This window comes from Pyruvatibacter sp. HU-CL02332 (assembly GCF_040362765.1).
Classification (GTDB): domain Bacteria; phylum Pseudomonadota; class Alphaproteobacteria; order CGMCC-115125; family CGMCC-115125; genus Pyruvatibacter.
This window is the reverse complement of sequence record NZ_BAABWK010000001.1, coordinates 1,151,548-1,175,564: the sequence shown is the minus strand read 5'-3', so window position 1 is coordinate 1,175,564 and position 24,017 is coordinate 1,151,548. Positions and strand designations below refer to the sequence as shown.

The 24,017-nt window shown below is 58.9% G+C and carries 16 protein-coding genes; 7 read left to right on the top strand and 9 right to left on the bottom strand.

Translation table 11 applies throughout. The annotated features are described in order from the left end of the window. Position 1 precedes the first annotated feature (1 nt). Positions 2 to 1,093, top strand: a complete 1,092-nt coding sequence (locus tag ABXH05_RS05475; RefSeq protein ID WP_353560126.1) for a M14 family metallopeptidase — start codon at positions 2 to 4, stop codon at positions 1,091 to 1,093. Between the two features lie 22 nt (positions 1,094 to 1,115). Here the strand turns inward: ABXH05_RS05475 and ABXH05_RS05470 are convergent, their stop codons facing one another. Then, a complete protein-coding gene (locus ABXH05_RS05470) occupies positions 1,116 to 1,550 on the bottom strand; it encodes a tellurite resistance TerB family protein (RefSeq protein ID WP_353560125.1) in 435 nt (144 codons plus the stop codon). 413 nt (positions 1,551 to 1,963) lie between these two features. Between ABXH05_RS05470 and ABXH05_RS05465 the strand changes: the two genes are divergently transcribed. From ABXH05_RS05465 to ABXH05_RS05455, 3 genes are read left to right on the top strand one after another with little or no spacing between them, the layout of a single operon-like run. Then, complete coding sequence (locus tag ABXH05_RS05465) at positions 1,964 to 3,619, top strand: ShlB/FhaC/HecB family hemolysin secretion/activation protein (protein WP_353560124.1); 1,656 nt, start codon at positions 1,964 to 1,966, stop codon at positions 3,617 to 3,619. Further along, entirely contained in the window at positions 3,616 to 10,161 is a 6,546-nt protein-coding gene (locus ABXH05_RS05460; RefSeq protein ID WP_353560123.1) for a two-partner secretion domain-containing protein, read from the top strand. The genes ABXH05_RS05465 and ABXH05_RS05460 overlap by 4 nt, the downstream gene beginning before the upstream one ends. Then, positions 10,158 to 13,205, top strand: a complete 3,048-nt coding sequence (locus ABXH05_RS05455; RefSeq protein ID WP_353560122.1) for a CHAT domain-containing protein — start codon at positions 10,158 to 10,160, stop codon at positions 13,203 to 13,205. The genes ABXH05_RS05460 and ABXH05_RS05455 overlap by 4 nt, the downstream gene beginning before the upstream one ends. A 33-nt stretch (positions 13,206 to 13,238) precedes the next feature. Here ABXH05_RS05455 and ABXH05_RS05450 read toward each other — a convergent pair whose 3' ends face one another. The 6 genes from ABXH05_RS05450 to ABXH05_RS05425 all read right to left on the bottom strand — a co-directional run bounded on the left by ABXH05_RS05450 (position 13,239) and on the right by ABXH05_RS05425 (position 18,702). Then, entirely contained in the window at positions 13,239 to 14,150 is a 912-nt protein-coding gene (locus tag ABXH05_RS05450; RefSeq protein ID WP_348136143.1) for a hypothetical protein, read from the bottom strand. Next, the gene (locus tag ABXH05_RS05445) at positions 14,128 to 15,603 is read right to left on the bottom strand and encodes a CHASE2 domain-containing protein (protein ID WP_353560121.1); all 1,476 of its coding nucleotides are present in this window, start codon (positions 15,601 to 15,603) and stop codon (positions 14,128 to 14,130) included. Before ABXH05_RS05445 ends, ABXH05_RS05450 begins: the two co-directional genes overlap by 23 nt. 85 nt (positions 15,604 to 15,688) lie before the next feature. After that, the gene (locus ABXH05_RS05440) at positions 15,689 to 16,114 is read right to left on the bottom strand and encodes a DUF1330 domain-containing protein (protein ID WP_353560120.1); all 426 of its coding nucleotides are present in this window, start codon (positions 16,112 to 16,114) and stop codon (positions 15,689 to 15,691) included. Positions 16,115 to 16,125: 11 nt separating this feature from the next. After that, the gene (locus tag ABXH05_RS05435) at positions 16,126 to 17,004 is read right to left on the bottom strand and encodes a crotonase/enoyl-CoA hydratase family protein (RefSeq protein WP_353560119.1); all 879 of its coding nucleotides are present in this window, start codon (positions 17,002 to 17,004) and stop codon (positions 16,126 to 16,128) included. A gap of 29 nt (positions 17,005 to 17,033) precedes the next feature. After that, a complete protein-coding gene (locus tag ABXH05_RS05430) occupies positions 17,034 to 18,062 on the bottom strand; it encodes a glutathione S-transferase N-terminal domain-containing protein (protein ID WP_353560118.1) in 1,029 nt (342 codons plus the stop codon). A 4-nt stretch (positions 18,063 to 18,066) separates the two neighbouring features. Further along, positions 18,067 to 18,702 carry a glutathione S-transferase family protein gene (locus ABXH05_RS05425; RefSeq protein ID WP_348136138.1) on the bottom strand — a complete coding sequence of 212 codons (636 nt, stop codon included), beginning with the start codon at positions 18,700 to 18,702 and terminating at the stop codon, positions 18,067 to 18,069. A 166-nt stretch (positions 18,703 to 18,868) separates the two neighbouring features. On the opposite strand from ABXH05_RS05425, the gene ABXH05_RS05420 reads away from it, so the two are divergent. After that, positions 18,869 to 19,204: a hypothetical protein gene (locus tag ABXH05_RS05420; RefSeq protein ID WP_353560117.1), complete on the top strand. Its 336-nt coding sequence runs from the start codon at positions 18,869 to 18,871 to the stop codon at positions 19,202 to 19,204. 4 nt (positions 19,205 to 19,208) lie between these two features. Here ABXH05_RS05420 and ABXH05_RS05415 read toward each other — a convergent pair whose 3' ends face one another. Beyond that, the gene (locus ABXH05_RS05415; protein ID WP_353560116.1) at positions 19,209 to 19,823 is read right to left on the bottom strand and encodes an NUDIX hydrolase; all 615 of its coding nucleotides are present in this window, start codon (positions 19,821 to 19,823) and stop codon (positions 19,209 to 19,211) included. Positions 19,824 to 19,825: 2 nt separating this feature from the next. Next, positions 19,826 to 20,845: an NADP-dependent oxidoreductase gene (locus tag ABXH05_RS05410; protein ID WP_353560115.1), complete on the bottom strand. Its 1,020-nt coding sequence runs from the start codon at positions 20,843 to 20,845 to the stop codon at positions 19,826 to 19,828. Between the two features lie 60 nt (positions 20,846 to 20,905). Here ABXH05_RS05410 and ABXH05_RS05405 point away from each other — a divergent pair, with 60 nt between their 5' ends. Both ABXH05_RS05405 and ABXH05_RS05400 read left to right on the top strand, forming a co-directional pair. Next, complete coding sequence (locus ABXH05_RS05405) at positions 20,906 to 22,102, top strand: acyl-CoA dehydrogenase family protein (protein WP_348136134.1); 1,197 nt, start codon at positions 20,906 to 20,908, stop codon at positions 22,100 to 22,102. Between the two features lie 71 nt (positions 22,103 to 22,173). Next, positions 22,174 to 23,889 (top strand): N-acyl-D-amino-acid deacylase family protein, encoded by a 1,716-nt coding sequence (locus ABXH05_RS05400; RefSeq protein ID WP_353560114.1) that lies wholly within the window; start codon positions 22,174 to 22,176, stop codon positions 23,887 to 23,889. The last annotated feature ends 128 nt before the right edge of the window (positions 23,890 to 24,017 follow it).

Genomic DNA, 24,017 nt, shown 5'->3' with positions numbered 1-24,017 from the left:
GATGTCCGACGCAAGCACGCCTAGCGTGGAGGCTTGTTTTTCGGCGTCCTACTCTGAAGCCCGAGCAAAGTTTCTGTCTGTCTGCGAGGCTGCCGGATTTGAGCTGGAGGCCGTTCAGAATACCACTGCGAGCGGTCGCGATGGAGAAGCGCTCTACGCTGACATTGCCTCAAAGGGGCCAAAGGATGCGTCCAGCGTGATCCTTGTTACATCGGGGACGCACGGTATTGAGGGGTATTGTGGATCAGGCTGCCAGACCGCCTTGGTGCAGGAGGGCCTGTTTGGCGTCTTGCCCTCGGATACCCGGGTCGTTCTCGTGCACGCGGTCAATCCGTATGGCTTTTCACACCAACGGCGTGTGAATGAGAATAATGTCGACCTCAACCGGAATTTTGTAAATCACGCTTCCAGCTATCCTGACAGTGCAGCCTATGAAGCCATCCACCCGATTATTGCGCCGGCGGACTATGGCGATCGCCCGGAGCATTGGGATCTTGAAGTGCTGCAGTGGATTGGTGCCCACGGGATGGATGCCTTTCGGCAGGCTGTGAGTGGGGGGCAGTACACCCGCCCGGACGGGCTGTTTTTTGGGGGGACAGCACCCTCATGGTCCAACAGCATGGTCAGGGAGTTGATGCAGAGCCTTGCTGCCAAGGCGACGCGGATTCGCTTTATTGATATCCACACCGGTCTTGGCCCGTTTGGTCATGGCGAAAAACTGGGGCTTGGGACGTCGAGCGACGTCAAAAGGGCCCAAAGCGTCTGGGGTGAAGACGTCACCGATCTGGCAGGCGGCGACAGCGTGTCTGCTGTAGTCGCCGGTGATATCGGCGGCGCTTTTTTCGACGCGGTTTCACCGGATATGGATGCTGCGGGAATTGCCCTGGAGTATGGCACGCAGGACCCGGTTTCGGTGCTGGTGGCGTTGCGGTTGGACAACTGGCTTGTTGAACACAGCGATCCAACGGGTAGCCTTGCCCCCGCCATCAAGCAGAAGATGCGGGAGGCGTTTTACCCTGATGATGCCGGCTGGCGCACAACGGTGGTCGATCAGACTCGAATCGCGGTCCGACAGGCTATTAACGCAACTTAGTTGTCATTAAGATGTGCCAGATCTACGCCGCTAAACGAGCTTTGGCAGTTGCCTGGGTCGCATTGAGTTCGGCCTGGCCCATGCCAAGTTGGTTGGCAATTGCCAAAATCGCGTGGTTTTCAAACCGGTGCAGCTCGCCATCCGCCAAGGCAATTTCCCACAGCATCTCTACCAAAGCGGTCTTCTGCTCGAGTGAAAAATGCTGGTTCACCGACTTGAGAAGTTGGTTGTCATCGTAAGTTGTGCGGGGTTTCGTTGTTGCTTCAACCACCATGCGCCCGGCCTCGCTTTCAGACATTCCAAACCGCCGCGACAAGGTCCGCGCCACAGCGGCACGCTCGGCTGCATCAAAGTCATCATCCATGCGGATGACTTCCAGCAACAATCCAACTGCGACAGTAGTTTCATCCGGCAGGTCTGATCCACCTCCAAGCAGCTGTTTGAGGGCGTCGATCATGGGGTCGTCTCCGCGATATCTGGTGTTGGTTTGGGGGGACTATAGCGACTTCGCGCGCTCCCTTGCGAGCAGTTGCGGTGCCCTATCTCAAATAAACGCCCCTGGCCGGGGAAACCGAATGAGCCGTTTTGGATCACAGGTGGTCAGCGTGGGGCAGACCGGCTGTGTCCGGTTTCGGCACAGTATTAAGAAGTTAGTAACTTTTTCAGTGAGATTCGCGCTGAAACCCTCTAGATTTCTGGACTTGGAAGGCACGCAAGTCGGAACGCCACATTTGGGGTTGGCGGTCCGGCATTTGCACATGATGCACTTTGTTGCGTTGCCTTTGTCCTTGGGGGGCATTTTTCGTGCGGGCTTTAGCCTTTTTGGCGCTAACGGTCTTGTGGGCCGGGTTGGCTGCCGGGTGTTCGGTATTGCCGACGCCTGCAGTGCCAGCCGGGGCCACTGTGCCGCCGGCTGAGCAAGCGCGCGTTGAAGCTGCTGCTCAGATAACCGCACCGGCGGCGGAGGCGCCCCGCCTCACCCTCAAATCGATTGAACTTGAGCGCGTCAGCGAGCTACCGCAAGAAAGTGCTGTAAGCGATGACATGCTGCTCGCGGCCGCAGATGGCCTGATTGGTCAGGACGTAACACTCGATGAGCTTCGCGGGATAGCGACCGGCATGGAAGCCGTCTTCCGTGACGAAGGGTATCCCTATGTGCGGGTCGTGTTGCCGCCACAGCGTGTGGCTGACGGCCAGGTCAAACTGCAGGTCATCGAAGGCCAGATTGAGGGTGTGGTCGTTTTAGGCGAGTCGCCGACGGCGAAGCGTCAGGCGGAAGCTCAGTTATCCAAGCTGAACAATCTTGGGCCTGTTCCCGTGGCGTCGGTTGAAGAGGCTATTGCCGCCCTTTCGGATATTCCCGGTTTGAATGCCAATGTCTCCCTTGCCCGCGGCACGCAGGGGCCGGGCACCATGCGGATCATTGCTGAAGCCAAGCGTGAAGAGCCGCGCTTTCTCATCAATATGCACAATTGGGGGCCTGAAGCGCTGGGGCGTGAGGGGATCACCGGATTTGTGCGTGTGCCCGGGCTGGCGCTCTATGGCGATGAAATCCAGGCCTCGTTCTTCACGACCCGGGACTGGGGCGAGCAGTTTGTCGGTCAACTGGCCTATGAGCGTGGGCTGACTGCCAGCGGTCTCAAGGTCCGGGTTGAAGGTACCTATGGGGAAGCAGAGCCAACCGGCGTTGTGGCGACGCTTGGAGCGACCTCGCGCAGCTACACGGGCAAGCTTGAAGTCAGCCACCCGATCTATCGGGACAGGACCAATCTGGTCGATCTTTATGGCGGGCTGGATTATGCGGACCTGAAAGGCGAGCTGTTTAACCAGACTGTTCTTTTGAGCAACGACAAGACACGCACCGCCTATCTGGGTGCTGAAAGTGAGTTCAGCTGGGACGGGTGGTCCATCGATACCTGGGTTGAGGCCCGTAAGGGTGTGGGCATCATGGGGGCCAGCAAACGTGGCGAGCCCAATCTTGCTCGGCCTGAGGCGCGACCCAATGCATGGTCACTGCTTGCTGAAACCAACATCACGACGCCGACATTCCAGACCTTCCGCCTGGACCTGCGCGGCATGGGGCAGCATGCGCGCGATCCGCTCATGGCCGTGGAAGAGTTCTCTTTCGGCAATTACACGATTGTACGCGGATATGACCCCGGCGCTGCGACGGGGGATGCGGCAGTTGCCGGGTCAGTGGAGCTAACCGGCCTTGGCCATCGCCCTTTCAACGATCGCACTCATGTTGAATTCTTCGGATTCCTGGATGTGGGCGAGTACTGGAACCGGGATCAGGCTGCGGTTGCACAGCATACGCTTGCGTCATCCGGTGTCGGCATGCGGGTAACTGTTGATGAGTATGCACGCGCTGAGATCGTCTACGCGGAACCCATGCGTGAGCCGCGCGGACAGGGCGAGGGCGTTCAAAGCCCGCGAGTCCTGTTCTCTTTGACAACGAATGTCGGCCGCGTTGCCAAGGATGCGTATGACGCGGTCTCGGGTCTGTTTGGGGGGCATGGCGGATGACAAAGTCCTCTACTCCATTGATCCGCAAAACACTCGCGCGGCTGCTGGCTGGCGTATCGACGGCGGCCCTTGCGGTGTCGGCGGCGTCGGCGACACCGGCCAACGGCACCTTTGTTGCCGGTGGCGCTGGCGGCAGCATCACTCCGTCGGGTGGTGACGTGACCATCAACACCGGGACAGACCCCAGGAGCGTCATTACCTGGGACAGCTTCAATATCGACAATGGCGACACGGTTATCTTCAACCAGCTGAACAACCAGTCGATTGCGCTCAACAAGGTCACCGGGCCACTGGCGCAGAGCACTATTGACGGCATTCTCCAGTCCAACGGACATGTGTGGATTCTCAATCCTGCCGGTGTGGCCTTCGGGGCCAACGCAAATATTGATGTGGGAGCGCTGCTGGCCACGACGGCGGACATCGACAACGCCACCTTCATGGCCACTGACCCGACTACCGGCACGTTCACCTTTACCGATGCCGGCGGCACGGGAGCCATCATCGTTGCCAATGGCGCGGACCTCGACACGACGGGACTTCTCGCGCTGGTGGCGCCGATGGTCACCAATTCGGGTGACCTCACATCGTCCCACGGTGATGTGCTGCTGGGAGGTGCGGAAGCCTTCCGCATCAAATTTGCCAGCACGGCACGCAATAATGGTGCGGCGTTCAACGAGTTGCTTGTGACCGACTTCATCGTTGATGGCGGATCTTCCACCGTAGCTGCCGGTGGGGATGTCGTGCATCAGACATCTACTGGTCGGGCCATTGGGGGCCGCGTCATTGCCGATGCGTCCCGCGTCGGCGGTGGCGCCTTCCTCAATATGGAAGGGCTGGTCGAAGCGCAGAACGTCGGGACCCTGTCGGGTGATGTCATGCTGCTTGGCGGCGTGGATATCACCGGCGGCGTTTTGGGGGCAGCCGCCACCGATGCCGTCAAGACGGACAACATGACCATCGTGGCGCCGGGAACCGCTTCTTTGCAGGGCACGGCAGTAACCATCGGGAACGCCGTAGGACCACTCAACACCGGCGGCAACACAAACAGCAGCACCGGTGCCATCAGTGTCACCGGCACAACCGGTGACGTCACGATCGCAGCCGACCTCCAGGCCACAGCCGGGGATGTGAACATTCAGGCCACAAACGGCAATATCGACGTAGCGGAACTCATTGCCCAGGGAAGTATTACCGTTTCAGGGCGCGATATCGACCTGACAAACGGAAATACGACAGGCACGACAACGGTGCTGCGTACGACCAACGGGGCTCTCTCTCTGACCGCCACCAACGGCGACATCTCCAAGGGTGCGGGTATTGTCGATATCGATGTCGGTACCAATGTCACCTTGAGCGGCAATGCGACCGGCGCCACTTCGTCCTGGGCCATAGATGCTGTGCCAGGAACGGTCACAGCGGATGACTTCAACGTCCAGTTTGTGCGCATTGGCGCTACCGGGAGTGTTGGTGTTGGTGACGTCACCGCCAGCCAGTCAGCAGAAGTGATATCTACCGCCAGCACCCTCAAGGTTGGCAACGTCTCAAGTGACAACAACATCACGTTGTCGGGCACCGACGTTGATCTGACCGGCACCGGCGGATCGCTCCAATCGACAGGCGGGACCGTGTCTGTCACGGCGACAGGTGGCGGCGCGAACAATATCTCGGCAACCGGGGCAATCGACATTGACGCTGATGTTGTTTCGCTCTCCGGGGCGACAACAGGTACCAGCATTGATATCGACGCCGACAACGGAACTGTCACCGCAAATGCGATTACGGCATCTGCTGGCGCTGTGTCCGTTGACGCGACGGGGAACGTCGATGTGGATGATATGTCAGCCACGACGACGGCACGGGTTGTCTCCAGCGCTGGCGCCGTTGATGTGGGCAATGTCACGGGGCCGGGCGGGATCACGGTGTCGGGAACCGATGTGGACCTGACGGGCACTGGTGGCTCGCTTCAGTCGACCGGCGGCGCGGTTTCGGTAACAGCATCAGGGGGCGGGGCAAACAATATTTCGTCCGCTGGAGCAATCGATATTGACGGTGATGCCGTGGTGCTATCCGGGCCTCTGACGGGGACCGCGGTAGATATTGATGCTGACAACGGGGCCGTCACGGCCAACGCTGTCACAGCCTCAGCCGGATCAGCGTCAATTGATGCTACCGGCGACGTCGATGTGGATAATGTCTCCGCAACCACAACAGCCCGAGTCGTATCGAGTGCTGGAGCTGTGGACGTGGGCAATGTCACCAGCCCGGGCGGCATCACCATTTCCGGCACAGATGTTGATCTGACCGGCACAGGTGGCTCGCTGCAATCCACCGGCGGAACAGTATCGGTTACAGCGTCTGGCGGCGGTGTGAACAACATCTCGTCGGCTGGCGGCATTGATGTTGATGGTGATGTGGTTGCCCTCTCGGGACCGGTTACCGGCACAACAGTGGATATTGATGCGGATAATGGGACGGTCACGGCCAATGCGATCACCGCGTCCGCCGGGTCAGCCTCCGTCGATGCGACGGGTGATGTGGATGTGGATGACGTCTCTGCCACCACAACAGCTTCGGTTGTGTCTGGCGCCGGCGCTGTTGATGTGGGCGACATCACTAGCACAACCGGCGTTACGGTTTCGGGTACGGATGTTGATCTGACCGGCACCAATGGTGACGTCCAGGCGTCGAATGGCGCGGTTTCGGTGACCGCGTCGGGAGGCGGCGCGAACAATATTTCCTCCGCAGGTGCCATTGATATCGATGGCAACTCGGTGACGCTTGCCGGCAACACGTCCGCTACAGGCAACATCACCATTGATGCGGCGACCGGCAACGCATCCACCACCGGCTCGATCACGTCAACGGGTGGGCTGGTTTCCGTCATTGCCAATGCAGGCAATGCGGTTCTGCAAGCCGTCCAGGCTCTGACCGGCGTGACGCTGGCAGCCAACCAGATTTCAGCGACGACGGTACAAGGTTCATCTGTTGGTATTGACGCGGATGTGGGCACGGTCACGACAACGAGTGTCACCGCGACGGGTGGGTCTGCTGTGGTGCAGGCCGCTGGTGATGTCGATGTGGACAACGTTTCGGCGACGACGACAGCACGGGTTGTTTCCACGACCGGCGCTGTGGATGTGGGCAATGTGACCGGCGCAACCGGCATCACGATTTCAGCCACGGATGTCGATCTCACTGGCGCGGGCGGCAGCTTGCAGTCCACCGGTGGCACCATATTGGTTGTCGCGTCCGGGGGCGGTGCGAACAATATTTCAGCGGCGGGTGCCATGGATATTGATGGCGATGCCGTGGTGCTGTCAGGTCCGTTGACGGGCACTGCGATAGACATTGATGCGGACAATGGAGCGGTCACAGCCAATGCTATCACCGCGTCAGCCGGGTCAGCCTCTATCGACGCGACCGGCAATGTTGATGTGGATAACGTCTCCGCAACCACGACAGTTCGGGTCGTGTCGAGCACCGGGGCTGTGGATGTGGGGGATGTTACCGGCCCTGCGGGTGTGACAGTGTCGGGAACGGACATTGATTTTACGGGCACCAATGGTGACGTTGTTGCCACGGCTGGCACTGTAGCTTTGACGGCAACTGGCGGTGGTGCGAACGACATCTCGTCGGCGGGTGCGATCGATATTGATGGCAATGTGGTCACCCTGAGTGGCAATATGTCGGCGACGGGTGACATCACCATCGATGCGGCGACGGGCAATGCTTCCACCAATGGGTCCATCACCTCTACCGGTGGTCTGGTGTCTGTCGTTGCCAATGCGGGCAATGCAGTCCTTCAAGCCATTCAGGCGTCCACCGGGATTACGCTGACGGCCAACCAGGTGAGTGCGACGAGCATTCAGGGCGGGTCGGTCGATATTGATGCTGACGCTGGCCCGGTTACGGCAACCAGCATTGCAGCGACGGGTGGGGCTGTTGCCGTTGACGCAACTGGCAATATCGACGTCGACAATGTCTCGGCAACGACGTCCGTGCGTGTGGTTTCATCAACTGGATCTGTTGATGTGGGAGATGTCTCGGCAGTTACGCAGGCAGATATCTCCGGTACCGACATTGATCTGACCGGTGCAGGCGGGTCTGTGCAGGTCACGACGGGGCCTGCAAACCTGACAGCGACTGGTGGTGGTGCGAGCAATATTTCTGCTGCGGGTGCAATCGACATTGATGCGCATCAGGTCAATCTTTCGGGGGCAACGACAGGTGCCAGCATCGATATTGATGCAACCAACGGACCTGTGAATGGCGGCACGCTGACAGCCACAGGTGGCAGCGTGTCAGTCGACTCCTCCAACGGGATCGACGTTGATGACGTTTCCGCCACAACGACCGTACGTGTGGTGTCGACGCTTGGCGCCGTGGATGTGGGCAACGTCACAGGTCCTGCTGGTGTCACGATCTCTGGTACTGATGTTGACCTGACGGGCGCAGGCGGATCTGTGCAATCTGCGAACGGTGCTACGTCGCTTTCGGCGACCGGTGGTGGCGCAAACAACATATCCGCTGCCGGGGCCATGGATATTGATGGAGACAGCATCCAGCTCTCCGGGCCGGTTGTAGCCGGGGGTGCTGTGGCCCTGACAGCCGATGTGACGGTCATTTCTTCAGGCGGTGTGGTGGACGTCACCGGCACGTCTGTGACTGTGAATGGACCGGTCAATGGCGCTGGTGGTGTGGCGCTCTCGGGAACCACTGGCAATGTGAGTGCGGATAGCGCTGTGACGTCCGCGGGCGGTACCGTTGCCCTGAGTGCGGTCAATGGCGATATAGACGTTACGTCGGTTTCCGGTGCGACCGGTGCCACGTTTGTTGCTCAGGACATTGATGTGACGGGCAGCATCAACGCGGGCGCAGGGCCTGCGTCACTGACCGCTACTGCTGGTGACATTTCGACGCCGGGTCTTCTGGATATTGACGGGGGGTCCATCAGCCTGACCGGGACGGTGCAGGCCGGGACTGGCATTGACCTTGATGCATCAACCGGCGGTATCACAGCGACCGGCGGCGATATGGCGACGACGGCGGGGTCTGCTGATCTGCGTGCACCGGCTGGTACGGTTTCGATCCAGGGTCTCAACGCGCCAGGGGGTATTTCCCTTGTCGGTGCGGCGGTGAACTACGCAGGGGCGCTGGTTACCCAGGGCCAAGTAAATCTTGAAGCGCTGACAGGTGCATTGACAGGCGGTGGTGCCAGCTCCGTGGTGGCACCCAATGGAGGTCTGACGGCGCGCGCGATTGGCGGCGCTGCAACTTTGAACAATGTCATGATCGGCGGCGACCTGTCTCTTGTTGGTGGGTCAAGCACCATGACCGGGGCCTCGACTGTTGGCGGCACGGCAACGCTACAAGCCCTGACAGGTAATGTGCATGTAGCGGGATCAGTGGCGGCCACGGGTGGCATTTTGCTCATCGAAGCGCCGTCGGGGTCGGCTGTCATCAACAGCATTGCGTCAAACACAGATGTGTCGCTGGTGGTACTTGATCTCGACCTTACCGGCACGATCAGTGCTGGCGACCAATTCAACCTGACACCGGCTGGTACCGGGCGCACCATCATTATTGGCGGTTCGGGGGGAACGGACGGGGTTACGCTGCGCCGTCCACAGGGCTTTACCCTTGATGCGTCCGAAGTAACCCGGATTATTGCCTCAAAGCTTCAGATCAATGCAGGTGCCAACGATCTGGCGTTGCTTGATGCGACGTTTGATCCTGCTGCTCTTCAGTCCCTTTTCCTCGGCGCTGACGTGAATGCGCGCATCATTGCAGCGGGCAACGTCACGGGCCTTCCTCACCTTCAGCTGGGTTTTGTGGATGGTGCTGCCAATGCCAGGCCGGGTCTGATCCTGGTCTCAGGCGCACTTGGCAAGGATACTGCCGCTGACCGTCTTGCCTCTTTGAGACTGGAAAGTTCGGAAGATATCGTGATCGGCACGCAAGCGTTTCTTGATGAGTTTGAACGTGCAGGTGGTGACCTTGATCTATCCACGCTGGGTGAGCCAGATCTCGCGCGGTTCAATGGTACACAGGACCATGTGTTCATTGCCGCTGATCAATTGCGTCTGTTCGCGCCGGGCGAAATTGTACAACTGAACACCGGAACGAGTTTTGTCGGCGCTGGGGTTGTCTTTGGTGAGGCACCGGCCGGCGAGGGCACAATCGTCAATACCGGCGGTGGCCCGGAGCGGGTCAATCTCTTCGGGACGGTCATTCGCTCAACCGGTGAGCGGGTGACCAGCTTTGAAGCCGGCTTGGAGCCAAACCTTCTTGGCCCGGGGCTGTCGCAGAATGGTGAGTTGCGTCTCAACCTTTGCGTTATCGGAGACTCATCCAGCTGCTCCATCGCCATCCTTCGCGAAGCGCAGGAAAGTGCGCGGTCGCGCAATAGCGCGCTCAGCAGTCTGACAAACTCGACACTCTTCGGGTTTGAAGACGACGATGACGATGACGATGAGGAAGAGGATCTTGGTGGCGTAGCAGGCTCCGGCAATGAAGGTCTTTGGGGGGTTGGCCTACCATGATCGCAAAACAGAAATCATTGACGGTGCTGCTGGTGGCGGGCCTTGCATTGGCTGGCTGTGAATCCATCAGCGAGGGTGTTGGCTTTGGAGGCGTTGCCACCACGTCTGGCGGGCTGCCGGAGGCTCTTGATCTTGGCACGAGTGCGGATGCGGAGCAGTGCCGTGCGACCCGACGCATCGACATGCAGCTGGCAGGGCTCGGGGCGCAGTACGACGTGTTCTGCGGGTCCTGGCGTCGGCCTGCCGGTATCATTCAGGTTTATCCTGAACAAAGCACATCAGAGCTTGAAACCTTTCTGTCAGGCTGTGTCCGCGGGCAAGGCGTGACGGGCGAAGCGGTCAGCCAAGAAGAGTTGCAGCTGGCATCCTCGGGCCTGACTTGTCCGGGAACATCATCAGCGGACTTGTTCCGCGACATAGCGGTGCGCGACCAGGGCAATGGTCTGGTTAGCGCCGGACGCGGCTTGCCTGCCCTCCTGCCGGTGATGCGACGTGGCGCGGCGGCCATTGTTGGCAATGAAGCGCCTGTCGAATTGTCAGCTAGCGATGTTGAGGGGCTGCCTGGAGTTGTTGCCTTGCAGGATCAGGAAGTTTTGCGGCGGCGTGGGCACAAGCGCAACGCCTCCTTCCGGTTTGCTCTGGCCGCTGAAGACTTTGCCCGCGCCGTGTCCATTCAGGATGGGCTGTTTGGTGGAGACCCGGTGCGGCGTGCGGACATCGCGCTTGATCTTGCTCTCAATCTTTCAAGTCAGGGGCGTTTTGCCGAAGCTGAAACTTTGCTGGACGATGCGCGTGACGCATCGGCGACGCTGGGCACACCCTGGCTGAGCGACAAACTTACGAACTATCGGGCGGTGCACTTGCTCAACAAAGGGGCATTGCGTGAAGCACTGGCAATGGCGCAATCGCCGTTCTCCTCACAAACCACGGGCGCTATTGCGGCATTCGACAGTGCGCAAAGTGGTGGCAAGCTGACAACTATCAGCCCGCGTGCAGCAGAATTTGTGAATCAGCGTCGTGGTGAAGAAGTCCCGCCATTATATTCAGACAGTGCGCTTGAGCCTGGTATTCGGGCGACCATCCTCAAAGCCCACCGTGCTTACATTCTTGCGTCCATTCTTGATTTGCGCGGTCGTGAAGGTGCGATTGATGCTCTGAATGAAGCGGATGTGCGCGTGAGTGCCGCGCCGGCTGGCTCCGCGCCCTGGTTGCGGGCCCTTATTGGCGAGAAGCGTGCACTCACGGCCCTTAAAAACGGCCGCGCATCGGCGGCGGAGTCGCAGCTTCTGTCTATTCTGGCAGACTGGCGCAGCCGGGAGCCGCGTTCTTTGTTGACGGCCCAGCTTCTGTCGAGTCTCGGTCGGGCACAGGCTGCAGCTGGCCGTGAGGAACAGGCACTGGTCTCCTATCGCGAGGCCTTTGATCTTTACTCCAGCGTCGAAGGATCCTTCGGCGTGTCTCCGGACCGGGCAGGCGAGTATCTTGATCTGCTGGTTCGACGCGCCGGAGACGGCGGGAATGCGCAGGCAACGCTTGATTTCCTCAATGCGTTTGAAGATGTGGTCGAGCCGCGGGCTGCAGCGGCCATGGCCCAGGCTGCCGCCCGTCTGGCAAACGACAATGCGGCGACGGAAATACGTGAACTGCAGGATGCGGAACGCGCACTGGCGGATGCGCAAAAGCGTTTGCAGGAAGAAGCAGGCACTGCGGATCCTGTGCGCCTGGCCGAACTACGCGAAGCCACGGATGTGATTGAGCAGGAACTTCTTGCGGCGGAGGATGCAGCGCGTCGCGCGCAGCCCCAATACATGCAGCTGGTCAACAAGGGCGCGTCGGCAACTGACCTTGTGGAAGCAGTGCTGCCCGGGGAAGCATTTGTTGCTTTTGCGGCAACGCGGTCCGGCGGGTTTGGCTATGCGGTTTTTGATGGTCGGGTGCGCCCCTTCAGAACCGATCTGACCAGTGGTGAGGCTGCCAAGCTGGTGCGCCGACTGCGCCTTACACTGCGCAGCAGACGTGGGGGTACGGTGCCTTATGCGGTGGCGCAGGCGCATGACCTTTTCAAAGGTGTGTTTGGTCCCGTCCATGCCGATATGAAATCGGCGGGTGTCGAAACATTGATATTCTCTCCTCGCGGATCGTTGGGGTCCATGCCACCGGCGGCTTTGGTGACGGAGTTGCCTTTGGATGGAGGCAGCATGCGGAGCCGGGACTACAGCCAGATAGCGTTTCTGGCGAAAGACTATGCGTTCATATCCTCCCCAAGTGCAGGCAGTTTTGTTGCCACACGACGGACGGAGCGCAAATCCGCGCCAGGCGGTTTGACGGTGTTTGGTCCGCCTACACCACCACGGTCCACGGATCCGTGGATCAACCGGTATTCGCAGCGCATGGTGGAAGCGGGGCGTCCGGAACGTTGCGGGCGAGTGTTTGCCGGGCAGGACAACCTCCAGGCGCCGCTCACGCCATTGGCGCCGGGCGTTGCGAGTTCTTTTCGCAGACGAACCGTCGATGGGTCAGCCTTCACCGATCAGGCAATCCTCAATGATCCATCCATCGGGGATCAGCAGGTTCTGGTTTTTGTGACACATGGTTTCTTTGGAGATGGCTTCTGCATTACCGAACCTGCCCTGCTGACAAGTCTTGGCAGTGAGGGGGATGCGTTGCTGTCGGCAACAGAAATTCTCGACATGGAAATATCCGCTGACCTTGTTTTCCTTGCGGCGTGTGACACAGCACGGACCGGAGAAGGTGCGCAGGGACTTGCAGCATTGTTCGATGGTGCGCAGCTTGATGGTCTGGTTCGCAGCTTTATCTATGCAGGTGCGCGCGCCGTACTGGCGACCCACTGGGTTGCCGATGACAAAGCAGCTGATGCCATCACCCGGCAGTTCTTTGCTGAAGCGCGCGGTGCACCCATGCACGAGGCGTTGAGAAACGCGCAGGCATCATTGATGAATGCCAGCGACACAGCGCACCCCTATTTCTGGGCGCCCTATGTGGTGATTGGTGATGCAACCCACGCGCTGGATGCGCGCAGCTAGGTTGCCGCGTCGGTGTGAATGCCTGCCGAAGCCTTAAAGGGGGCAGAGTGCAGCAGTATCGCCGGAGGCCAGCAGAGCAAGGGCTGCATCCCGGTCCAGGCCATTGTCTGATGCCTGGTTGAGGATCTGGGCTGCTTCATAAGACCACGTGAACGGGTCTTCTGACGCCACACAGAAAGCGGAGAACATGGCGGCCGTATCGCGGCCCATCCAGTTCGGGGCTTCTACTTCGGGTGCGGGTGGCGCTGTGTCCACCGCATCGAAGAATGTCTGGTTTGTGCGACCAAAGCTGTCTTTGACGACAATTGAATAGCGGCCGGGGACAATTTCCCGAGCGGCAATGGTGGTGGACTTGTCGGACAGGGTGGTGGACGCAAAGATGCGATCATCCGGGTCTAGTACAAGAAGTTCGAACGGAGCCTGACCTCCGGTCCAACCCACCCACAGAGGGCGGAAGCCGGATTTGATCTGGGCAGATTCAGCTTCAAGGTCGAGAAGACCGAAAGTGAATTCCTCTGCTGACCGTCCCAACCCCTGAGCGACCATGCGGTCACCGAGTGGAAGCAGACGGCCTTCGATGATCTCAGACACGGACTGTGATGCGGTCTCGGCGCCACCGATGGTGTGTGATGATGGCCCGCGGAACTCACGTGGGTGCGAAGCGCCGGCAACAGCGACCACAACCCGGTCAGCGGATGATCCAAGCTTCAGTACGTCACCCTCGCAAAGTGGCGAGAATACACCCAGAGGGCCTTCAGAGCCGCCGCGTGCAATCCGCACACTATCGTCACTGCCCTGAACGTCTTTGACGAAGGCAACTGTAGGTGTTGAGCAAGGCCCGACAGCTGCATGTGCAGGTAGTGTCGGGACAACGAAACCCGTGGCGACGGCTCCAAGTGCCATGGCACCTGAAACGGCAAAACTAAGCTGCTTGGCTGCGCGCATTTCGCAAGCTCTCCATCAATTCTTCAAAATCTTCGCGGGCTTCGTTCAAAGCGGCCACATAGGCAGGCGCTGCAAAACTCACCCATATTCCATTGTCTAGCAGAAGATAGCTGGCAAATGTACTGACCCAGAAAATCCCCACCCCAATCAATAGCTTAACAATAACAGGGTTTGTCAGCAATTTCGCTGGTAACCGGGCCATTCGCGCCAAAAATGGTAAATGTGACGTGGGGCCGATCCAGTCGCGGGCAATGCGGGCGTACCAGAAGGATGCGACAATCATGCTGACGAAAATTGTCAGCAAAACTGCGTCCAGAAGCCAGTAAAGCCGCCGTATTTCGCCCCCTTCTTCCAGGCCGCGGATCATATTGGCGATGACCATACTGCCGCCCATCAGGCCGTAAGGCGTCATGTGGCGATCCCTGGCCATGGTCGCAGCGGAGCCGATGATGACGACGCCATTACTCGAGGCAAGGCCTGAAACCATCGGCGGATTGGCAAAGCCAGCGGGGATATAGAACATGTCTGCAGCCAAAAGGGATGGCTCCGTGACCGGGTCATTGCCGGGATGGGCCGAATAGTTGATGAAGCTTTCCTGCTCCGCAAAAACGATGGGTTCGCGGTCGATGCGCTGCAGATTAAAGCTCGGATCATCGATCTCGCCGCGGCAGAACTGACGCGGGCGCTCGACGGCGCGGTTTACCAGCGCAATGGCTTCCTGTGCGGATGATGCCGTTCGTCCGGCGATGGCGTAGAGCGGGGTTGTGGGCACAATATCCGTGCCGGCCTGTGTCTTGATGCACAGGTAGTGAGCCATGTAGCGAGCACCGACAACTTCGTCGCCGGTGATCTGGGCCACGGACCACACGATATTCTGGGCAGGGGCATCGGCGAGAATACGCTCGCGCGCTGAGCCTCGGGCGCGGGCGAGCTGGTCCCGATGGCCATCACCATCAACGACTTCGCGCTGCATCACCAACAATGGTGCTTCGGTATCTGCTCCCCACCGGGTGAGAATGTCGTCTATGCGGGATTCCTGTTCCTCTTCGGGTGTGCGCCAGAAGAGATCAATATCGGCCACGACGACTTTCGGGCGAGGGAAGCCGGGAATGCCGTAGGCGGCCTCGAGCATGTCAGCCACTACCTTGCGCGGGGCATAGGCGAGGGCGGGCCCGTCGGTTTCATCGGACTGCCAGACGCTTTCGTCGAGATTGAGAAAGAGGATCGGGCCGGTGCCTTTGACCGTCTGGTTGACCCGGAGTTCAAATGCGATCTGCAGCACTTCGCGGTCTGCTTCGCCCAGGAAAGTCTGCCAGCCTTCGGGGGTGCGCAGAATGGCCCATACGATCAGCGCAAGCCCCAGACTCAGGAGAAAGTTTGCGTCAAACATCCCCTTGCCGGTCTCAACCAGTCGTTCTTTTTGTGGTGATGCATCCTGCGTGATGGATGTCATCTCATGCCGCCCCCAAGAGTTAGCCCTGCCGGGGCAAGACTAACGCAAGGAGAAGCTCAGGGCACGACCTAAGACAGGATCAATTTCAGGAGGGAAGAATGAAATCAGGGGTTGTCTCGATGTTCAGCTGGCCCTCAAGACCAGCATCGCGATGGTGCGAGATTTTCTGATACGCTTCAGATGTCGACATTTCGAAGAGGCTGGCGCGCTTGGGATATTCTACAAGCGCAACCTGATCCCACATTTCATCGGCACGACCGAGCATCAAGAAAGAGACGGGGCCGGCATAGATCATCCGACCGCCGTGCTTGGCAATGAGCGGCGCAACGCCTGCGCCGTAATGTGCGTAGGCTTCTCTTCCGGTCATGTCCGGGTTGCTGCCATCGGCATAGGCTGCCTTTTCACGAAACTTCAGAAGATTGACCATGACAATGGGACCATCAGGACCCGGATCATTGATCATGGTCTCAATCTGATCTTTGTCGGGCAGGACACGGTTTTCGATTTTCATGTGTCGTACTCCTATGCGGCGCCAAGGCTGCGCTTGGGTGGCAGTTCTGCAAAGTCGCCCTCACGCTTCTCCGCGTTGGCTGTCATGGCTTCCATGATTTCGCTGGTCTGCAGCATGGAGGCGTTCCAGATGGCGATGTAGTCCAGTGCGTCGGCCGTGGTGTGGTCACGGGAATAGTTGATGAGGCGCTTGCAACCGGAGACCGCAAGCGGTGCGTTGGCTGCAATTTCACGGGCAATCTCCATCACGCCGTCCAGCATGGCTGCCTGGTCAGCAAAGACCCGGTTTACGAGGCCGACTTCCTTGGCTTCAGCGGCGTGAATGCGGCGACCTGTGTAAGCCAGCTCGCGCACGATGCCTTCAGGGATGATTTTGACGATACGCGGGAATGTGCCGACGTCCGCGGTCATGCCGATCTTTGTTTCGTAGATCGTGAAGAAGGCATCTTCCGTGCAATAGCGCATGTCGCAGGCGGTTGTGAGGTCCACACCGCCACCGATGCAGCCACCCTGAATGGCTGCCAGCACCGGTATGCGGCAATTCTCCAGAGCTGAAAACGAATCCTGCATGCCCAGGACGTTGTTGTAGAACGCCTGCCCGGCTGTGAGCTTGGCCTTGCGCTTTGCGTTTTCATCGTCGCCTGCGCCGCCCGGTGAAATCTCGGATCCACCAAAGGAGGAGACATCAAGTCCGCTTGTGAAGTGCGGGCCTGTAGATGAGATGACAATCACGCGGGCTTCCGCCTCGGTGTCGATCTTGTTGATGATGCCGGGAAGCTCGGACCAGAATGAACGGATCATCGCGTTGCGCTTTTCAGGCCGGTTCAGCTTGATGTGTGCGATGCGGTTCTCGATCGAGACCTCAAAGCATTCGGTATTGGTTGTTGTCATGACAGTCTCCTGAGACGTTACTTTTCTGATCAGGCAAAAATGGATTCGCAGCCGGTTCCGGCAATGATGGCATCAAATGCCGTGCGGGCATTAGCGTCCAGCGCAGCATAGTTCTTGCGCAGCTCCATCAGGCATTTGCCTTGATAGGGGAACGGTTTCTGCGTCCAGCGGGCACCGGCAATGGTGGTGTCCACTTCCTCAGCGCCTGCTTCCAGTGCCTTGGCATTCGCCAGAAGGAACGGTGCATAGACGCGACCGACTTCGGTCAGGATGGCCTTGAGTGTGTCGGGCACTGCATTGGCGGCAAACCACCCGTCTTCGGTTGGTTCTTCGCCTGACAGATCTTCCATCAGCAATACCCAGGCATAGACGCGGGGCGCTGACTCAAGTGTGACGGCCAGCGGTGTCGGGTCAAATTGGGCAAGCTGTGTGAGCTGCCCAAAGAAAGCAAAGTCAGCCGCACCGGGACGGTTGCCCATGATGAAGGGGTGCTCAACGAGATGGGCCCGCAGGGCTTCCACAATGCGGCGGTAGCTCTCTTCAATCACAGGGGCTGTTACATCATTTGAGCCAACCACATAGAGCCGCGAAATCTGTCGTTCGCTGAAGATCTTTGCCAGCTCATTGGCCTGTTCTTCGCTCGGTGACTGGATGCGGGCACGGGGCAGAACGTCGCCAGCCTGCTTGATGTCAGCGTCATAGTACCACCGGTAGTGGAACATGGCCTTGGTCAGCCATTCATCGCCATAGTCTTCGAGCAGATCATCAACCATGCGGATGGCAGGCTCCGTCGGGCGGACCCGACGTTCTGCAACTTCAGCGTCAAAGCGGGTGATAAGCGGTGTCGAGTCCACGACGGCTTCAACTTCACCGGCGTCGTTGTCGAGATAGAAAGTTGGCAACAGACCTACTTTTGGCTGAGGCAGGTCATCAATCTCGCGTGGGTTTTTCCAGATCACGCGGTAGGGGATGTGCCGGTAGCGCAGGACACTGAGCATTTTGCGTGTGTAGGGCGACGGCGGAGCGCCGGCGAGGGTAACAGGTGTTTTGAGTGTCATGGATTTATGCCTTGGCACTTGGGCGGGCCGACATTGCAGCGTGCCAGCGATTGAGGTTTGTGTGGGCTTCCGTTGGTGTGACTTTCACCCACGCGCCAAAGTCAACACAGACCAGTGCAGTGATATCGGCCACGGAGATTGTGTCGATGGCAATGAAATCCCGTCCCTCAAGGCGTTCGTTCAACATGTCATAGAACAGCGGAAGACGTTTTTTGCCGCGCTCAGCGAGGGCTGGAATCTGTTCAAGGTTGAGGGGGCCGGTCATGGCGCGGCCCTGCATGCCCTTAGACGTGTTGCGCAGAATTTCTGCGACGGCCATCAGGCCTTCAAACTCGATGCGCGCGTTCCAGCTGGCGACCAGGCCCCTTTCAGCAGGTGTGGACCCGCCGATTGGATTTTCAGGCTTGTAGGCGTCTGCCCAGGCCGCAATGCCCGAATTGTCCGTCAGGATTGTGCCGTCTTCGAGCTGCAGGGCAGGAATGGTGCAGCTGGGATTGATCTTCCTGTATTCGTCAGAGAGCTGCTCGCCCTGCATCATGTCGATCTGTTTGTTTTCTACTTCAATTCCCTTTTCGGCCAGCAGGATGCGAGCTCGGCGCGGGCTGGGGGCGGGGGTGAAGTCATAAAATGTTATCGGCATGTATTGGCTCCCTGAGTGTCAATTTATCGGGTTTTATAAATGAACGGGGGCTAGGAGGCGACTCCTAAGCGGCCCGAAATACCATTTGGGCGGCTGGTAATGATGGTCATTCATAGGTAGCGTTTCGTTCAGGTGCTTGGGTGCATCACATAAAGGGGGACTTCCAATGACAAGTTTTACTAAGTTTGCTGCGGTTTCAGCGTTGGCTGCGTTTGTTTACGCTGGTCCGGCACAAGCTGAAGATCTGGACTTTTTGCTGATAAATGCGTCCAGCGCGGACATCATCGAGTTTCAGGTGTCTGACCCAGGCGATGACTACTGGACAGACAATCTCATTCCCAGCGGCTATGTGCTGCCAGCCGGCAACGAGATTGAGGTGTTGATTGCGGACGGTCAGTCCAACTGCAACTACGACATTCGCGCCGTCTGGGATGATGGTTCTGAATATGTCGAGTACGATTCTGATCTGTGCGATCTGGGCGAATGGGAATTCACCGACTAGGTGTTTACCTCGCCCAATCGGGTTGATCGAAATGGGCGACGCGGGTGTTCAGGCCTTTGACTGCCACCTCGTGAAACTGATGCAAAATGGCGCCGGTCGGTGCATGGATATCGACCGCTCCCACATGCATTCGGATTATGGGCCTTTCTGGATCTGGGCCGGGCAAGAGCTCCGGTGAATCCGGTCGGTCCAAGGATGCAATTTCAAAGTGATGGATGGCCGCAACCTCATCTGGGTTTGCGGTCATCTGTGCTTTGGTCACCCAGAACACAAAAGCAGACATCGCATATCCAGAGTGGGTCTCGTAATCATCGAGCTGCCCCAGAAGATGTTCGTCAGTGAGCGTCAGGCCAAGTTCTTCCTGGGTTTCGCGGATTGCACCTTCCAGCGATGATTCTCCGGCGTCCAGCCGACCACCGGGAAACGCCCATTGGCCCGCATGGCCCCGCAGCTTGGCCGCCCGACGGGTGATAATGAATGCAGGATCATCACCTGTTTCATCAAGCGTTGTGATGACCGCAACGCTTGCTCGTTTCAGATCCGTCTGGGCCAGCAGGTTTGGCTCAAAGGACGCCAGGTTCTGCTGCATCTGTCGACGCAAGGCGTGGTCCGAGGTCATGCTTAGGAGACTTTGATAAGGCGGCGACCGAAATTCTCACCCTTGAAGAGGCCTGCATACGCCGCCGGTGCATTCTCGATGCCGTCCACCACTTCTTCGCGGTAGAGCAGTTTGTCCTCGTTGATCCATTGGGCCATCTGCATGGCGGCAGGACCAAACTCACGCACGAAGTCGAGCACAACGAATCCCTGCATGGTCAAGCGCTGGGTGATGAAGGGCAGTGTATTGCGAATGCCGCGTGGCTCATCAAGATTGTATTCGGCCAACTGACCGGAGACCGCAATGCGGCCGCCGGGCTTGAGGACATTGATCGCAGCATCCAGCATTTCGCCGCCGACATTGTCGAAATAGATGTCAGCGCCGCCGCCGGTTGCCTCCCGCATGGCGTCTTCAAGATTGGCTGCATCGCGATAGTTGATACTTGCGTCAAAGCCTGCTTCTGCCGTGAGCCAGTCGCATTTGGCCTTGGAACCGGCAATGCCGACTACACGGCCTGCGCCCATGAGTTTGGCAAGCTGCCCTGCGGTGGCACCCACGGGGCCTGAGGCCGAAGAAATCAACACGGTTTCACCGTTCTTGAGACCGGCGATGTTCTTGAGGCCGAACCAGGATGTCATGCCCGGGATGCCAAGCACGCCAATTGCGGCGGTGGGGGTTACCTTGCCTTTGAAGAGCGCTGGATTGTGCTTCACGCAATGGCGGCCTTTCACCACCAGACCTGACTGCCAGCCAAAGCCGCCGGTGACCATGTCGCCAACTTCCAGTTTTTCGTCGCGGGTCTCTTCCACAATGCCAATGCCGGCACTGGTGATAAGGCTGCCGATGGGGGTGGCCCCCACATAGGTGTCCCTGGACAGGGCCGGGCGCATACCGGGATCAAGGGAGAAGTGGGTCACGCGCACGCGCACCTGGCCGTCTTCCAGCGCAGGCAGTTCCTGCTCTTCGAATTTGAAGGTCTTGTCGTCGGGAATACCCGCAGGCCGTTCAGCCAGTACCCAGCGGCGTGTTGTCATGCTTCCCATTTGCGGCGCTCCCTGCTTTGTTGTTGCAAACGACATAGCAAGCCTTTGGGGAAAAATGAAATGACAAGAGATGCTGGGGGTGCTGGCGGGTTGCAGTCCTATATCGACGAACCGGAACATGTGGGCATGCTGCGTGAAACGCTGAAGCGGTTCGTGGAAGAAAAAGCACCCCGTGAAAAGCGGCGTGAGTGGGACAAGTCACACCAGTTTCCCCGCGACGTGTTTGCTGAAGTGGCAAAGCTCGGCATCTGCGGGCTGACAATTCCCGAGGAGAATGGTGGGGCGGGTGTCGATCTGGTTGCTGCGGTGGCGGTGATCGAGGAGCTGGCGCAGGCAGGCGCATTTCTGGCCGGGCCGTTTATCCATGCGGCTTTTTATGGTGGCGCCAATGTGTCCGAGAACGGGTCGGATGCTCAAAAGGCACAGATGCTGCCCAAACTTGCAGCCGGCGAGATGTTTTTTGCCTACGGACTATCAGAGCCGGATGTTGGGGGCGATCTGCCCAGTGTCAAAACCCGCGCCCGGATGGAAGGCGATGAGATCGTCATCAATGGGTCCAAGCGCTGGTGCACCGGGGCGGACTTTGCAGACGTGATCTATTGCCTGGTCAACTCCGACCCGGACGGCAAGAAGTACAAGAACCTCTCCGTGGTGCTGATCCCGACGGATGCGCCCGGTGTCACCATGCAGCCGATTGAACATGCCAACCTACGCTACACATTGTCGTCGGATGTGTATTTCGATGACGTGCGTGTGCCCGCATCAGCAGTTTTGGGCGGGCCGGAAAAATGGAACAAGGGCTGGGGGCAGCTGGCGGGCAAGACGCTGGATGTTGAAAAGATCGAGATCACCGCGGTGGCCTTTGGTCTGGCCCGTGCCGCGGTGGAAGAGGCATGGCAGTACGCGCAGGAACGGGAACAGTTCGGGCGGGTGATTTCTGGTCATCAGTCCGTCCGGCACGCGCTGGTCGATGCGCGCACCAAGCTGCAGGCCTGCCGACACATGCTCTATCATGCGGTCTGGCTGGCACAGGAAGATCGCCCCTGCTCGGTGGAAACCAGCATGGCCAAGCTTTTTATTGGTGATACGGCCGTGGAGATTGCTCTTCTGTGTCAGCGCGTGATGGGGGCCTATGCCCTGTCAGATGCCTATGACATGGAGCGCCATGTGCGGGATATTCTGGGGATGCCGATTGTCGGCGGATCCTCCAACATGCAGCGCAACAATATTGCTGCTCGGCTGGGGCTGCCTGAGTAAGCAGCACTAGCGACAAGCTGCACTTCCCCCTGCTAGTCTCCCTCGCGAAAACAAAATCAGGGAGCGGTCGGATGAGCACATTTGATCTGGTGGTACGCGGCGGACGCATTGCAGATGGGTCCGGGGCTGAGATTTTTTCCGGCGACGTGGCCGTCAAGGACGGCGTTGTGGCTGAGGTCGGCTCGGTTTCCGGCACGGCAACCCGCGAAATCAACGCAGACGGCGCCCTTGTGACGCCAGGCTTTGTCGACATTCATACCCACTATGATGGACAGGTGACGTGGGACAGTCAGTTGACGCCCTCGTCCTGGCACGGTGTCACGACTGCGATCATGGGCAATTGCGGGGTTGGGTTTGCGCCTTGCAAAGCTGAAGATCACACGCGCCTGATCCGGTTGATGGAAGGCGTTGAGGACATTCCGTTTCCAGTGCTGGCGGATGGCCTTCCGTGGAACTGGGAGAGCTTCCCGGAATATCTCGACAGCCTCGGCAGCAAGACTTTTGACATCGACTTTGCGGCCCAGGTTCCCCATGCGGCATTGCGTGTGTTCGTCATGGGTGAGCGCGGTGCCAATCGCGATATGGCGACGGGCGAGGACATCGCAACCATGGCCACTCTGGCGCGCGAAGCCATTGAAGCAGGTGCGCTTGGCTTTACGACGTCGCGCACGCTGAACCATCAAACGTCAGAAGGCGATCCAACGCCGACGCTGACGGCTGCTGAAGATGAGTTGATGGGCATTGCTCTGGAGATCGGTAAAGCGGGCAAAGGCGTGCTGCAGGTTGTTTCCGATTTCAAGAAACGCCGCGATGAAATGGAAATGTTCCAGCGCATCGTTGAAAAGTCCGGCCGCCCCATGTCGATTTCCGTCGCGCAGACAGACCTTGCGCCGGATGCCTGGAAGTGGCTGCTGTCGGAGATTGAAGGGGCGAATGAGCGTGGTCTTGAGATGCGGGCGCAGGTCGCTCCGCGGCCAGTGGGCATTCTTGTTGGGCTTGAGCTGACGTTGAATCCGTTCACGGCTTACCCGGCCTATGCGGAAATCGAAGACGCGCCGCTTTCTGAGAAGATGGCAAAGCTGTCTGACCCTGCATTCAGGGCGCGGATGTTGAGCGAAGAGCCATCGTCGGACCATCCGTTTGTGCAGTCGCTTATCCGCCAGTTCGACCAGATGTTCCCCTTGGGTGACGTGCCCGACTATGAGCCAACTCCGGACAAGATGCTCGGCGCGCAGGCAAAGGCGCAGGGCAAGAGCGTTGAGGAACTGGCGCTTGAGTATTTGATGGCTGACGGCGGGCGTGGACCGGGGACGGGCATGTTGCTGTTCCCGTTCCTCAACTATGCTAACGGCTCACTCGATCCGTCCTACGCCATGATGCAGCACCCCAATTCGGTGATGGGTCTGTCAGATGGTGGGGCACATATGGGTACGATCTGTGACGGGTCATTCTCCACCACATTGCTGCAACACTGGACGCGCGACCGCACGCGGGGCCCCAAGCTGGACCTGCCGTTTGTGATCAGAGCTCAGACTGCTGACACCGCGCGCGCGGTGGGTCTGTCTGATCGTGGCCTGCTCAAGCCGGGTATGAAGGCGGACATCAATGTGATCGATCATGCGGGGCTTCGCCTGCATGCGCCTGAGATTGCACACGACCTGCCAGGCGGTGGACGTCGTTTGCTTCAGCGGGCTGATGGATATGTTGCGACCGTCGTGTCCGGCGAAACCGTTTATGAGAACGGCCAGCCGACAGGTGCATTGCCGGGACGGCTAATACGCGGTTAGGCGCGCTGTATGTTGACTGGGCATTACCTTTGCACGCCGTAGCCCCGGACTTGATCCGGGGCCTACTCGCGGACGCTTCAGGCTGCAGCAAATGAGAGTGGACCCCGGATCAAGTCCGGGGATGCGGG